The sequence below is a fragment of the Neoroseomonas soli genome (genome assembly GCF_018129065.1).
Classification (GTDB): domain Bacteria; phylum Pseudomonadota; class Alphaproteobacteria; order Acetobacterales; family Acetobacteraceae; genus Neoroseomonas; species Neoroseomonas soli.
In genome coordinates, this window is sequence record NZ_JAAEDM010000183.1 from 1 (window position 1) to 1,617 (window position 1,617).

Annotated in this window: 1 protein-coding gene; it reads left to right on the forward strand. The window is 72.7% G+C overall.

From position 1 onward, the window contains the following. Window positions 1-1,617: peptidoglycan D,D-transpeptidase FtsI family protein (locus GXW76_RS25295; RefSeq protein WP_211864903.1), on the forward strand; the 1,617-nt coding region annotated here is incomplete at both ends.

The window sequence follows — 1,617 nt, forward strand, 5'->3', positions numbered from 1 at the left end:
GCCGCGCGGCCGCGCTGTCCCGCCCGCCCGCGCCGCCCGCCGAGGCGCCCGTCGCGCGCGCCACCGTGACCGACCGCAACGGGGAGATCCTGGCCGTCTCCCTGCCGCTGACGGCGCTCTACGCGAATCCCCGGCAGATCGAGAACGCGACCGAGGCCGCCGACCGGCTGCGCACCGTGCTGCCGCAACTCGACCGGGAGCGCCTGATCGCCCGCATGACGGGCGAGCGCCAGTTCGCCTACATCGCCCGCGCCCTCACGCCGCGCGAGATGGCGCACGTCAACGCGCTCGGCATCCCCGGCCTCTATTTCGAGGAAGCGGAGCGCCGCTACTTCCCGCAGGGCCGCACCGCCGCGCACATCATCGGCGGCGTGGACGTGGACGCCCAGGGCATCGCCGGCGTCGAGCGCTATTTCGACGAACGCCTGCGCGGCAATCCCTCGGAACGACTGCGCCTGTCGCTCGACATCCGCGTTCAGCTCGCGCTGCGCGATTCCGTGCAGCGCGCCATCACCGAGTTCAACGGCATCGGCGGCGCCGGCGTGGTGATGGACGTCAACACGGGCGAAGTCCTGTCGATGGTCAGCCTGCCCGACTACGACGCCAACGACGTCGGCGCCGCGACCGCCGACCAGCGCTTCAACCGCGTCACCGTCGGCGTCTATGAGCCCGGATCGACCTTCAAGCTGCTGACCGCCTCGATGGCGCTGGAATACGGCACCGTGCAGCCCTGGCAGGGCTACGACGCCTCCCGCCCCATCAGGGTCGGGCGCTTCACCATCAACGACTATCGCGGCAAGAACCGCTGGCTCGCGCTGCCGGAGATCCTCGCCTACTCGTCCAACCTCGCCTCGGCGCACATGGCCGCGGCGGTGGGCGTGAACCGCCACCGGGAATTCCTCCAGCGCATGGGCATGACCTCCCGCCTGCGCATCGAGATCCCGGAGACGGCGCTGCCGCTGGTGCCGGGGCAGCGCACCTGGCGCGAGCTGAACACCATGACGATCGGCTTCGGCCACGGCATCTCGGTCACGCCGCTGCACATCGCGACCGCGGGCGCGACCATCGTCAACGGCGGCATCCTGCGCCAGCCGACGATCCTCGCGCAGCCGCCGGGCACGCAGCGCGAAGGCACGCGCGTGATCAGCGAGCGCACCTCGGAACTGATGCGCCGGCTGATGCGCCTGGTGGTGACGGACGGCTCGGGCCGCTCGGCCGAGGTGCCCGGCTACTTCGTCGGCGGCAAGACCGGCACGGCGCAGAAGACCGGCCCGCGCGGCGGCTACCTCGAGAACAAGCGCATCGCCGCCTTCGTCGGCGCCTTCCCGATGTATGCGCCGCGCTACGCCGTCTACGTCATGGTGGACGAGCCGAAGCCGAACGCCCGCAGCCACGGCTTCGCCACGGCCGGCTGGGTGGCCGCGCCGGCGGCGGGCATGGTGATCTCCCGCATCGCGCCCATCCTCGGCATGCTGCCCGAACCGGCGACGCCCGAGATCACGCGCGCCATCACGATGCCGATGAACGGTCGCGGCATCCCCGGCATGGCTCCGGCGCCCGCCCCGGCGGCGGCGCCCGCCCGTCCGACCGGCCCACGCCCCGCCGCCCAGCCCGCCG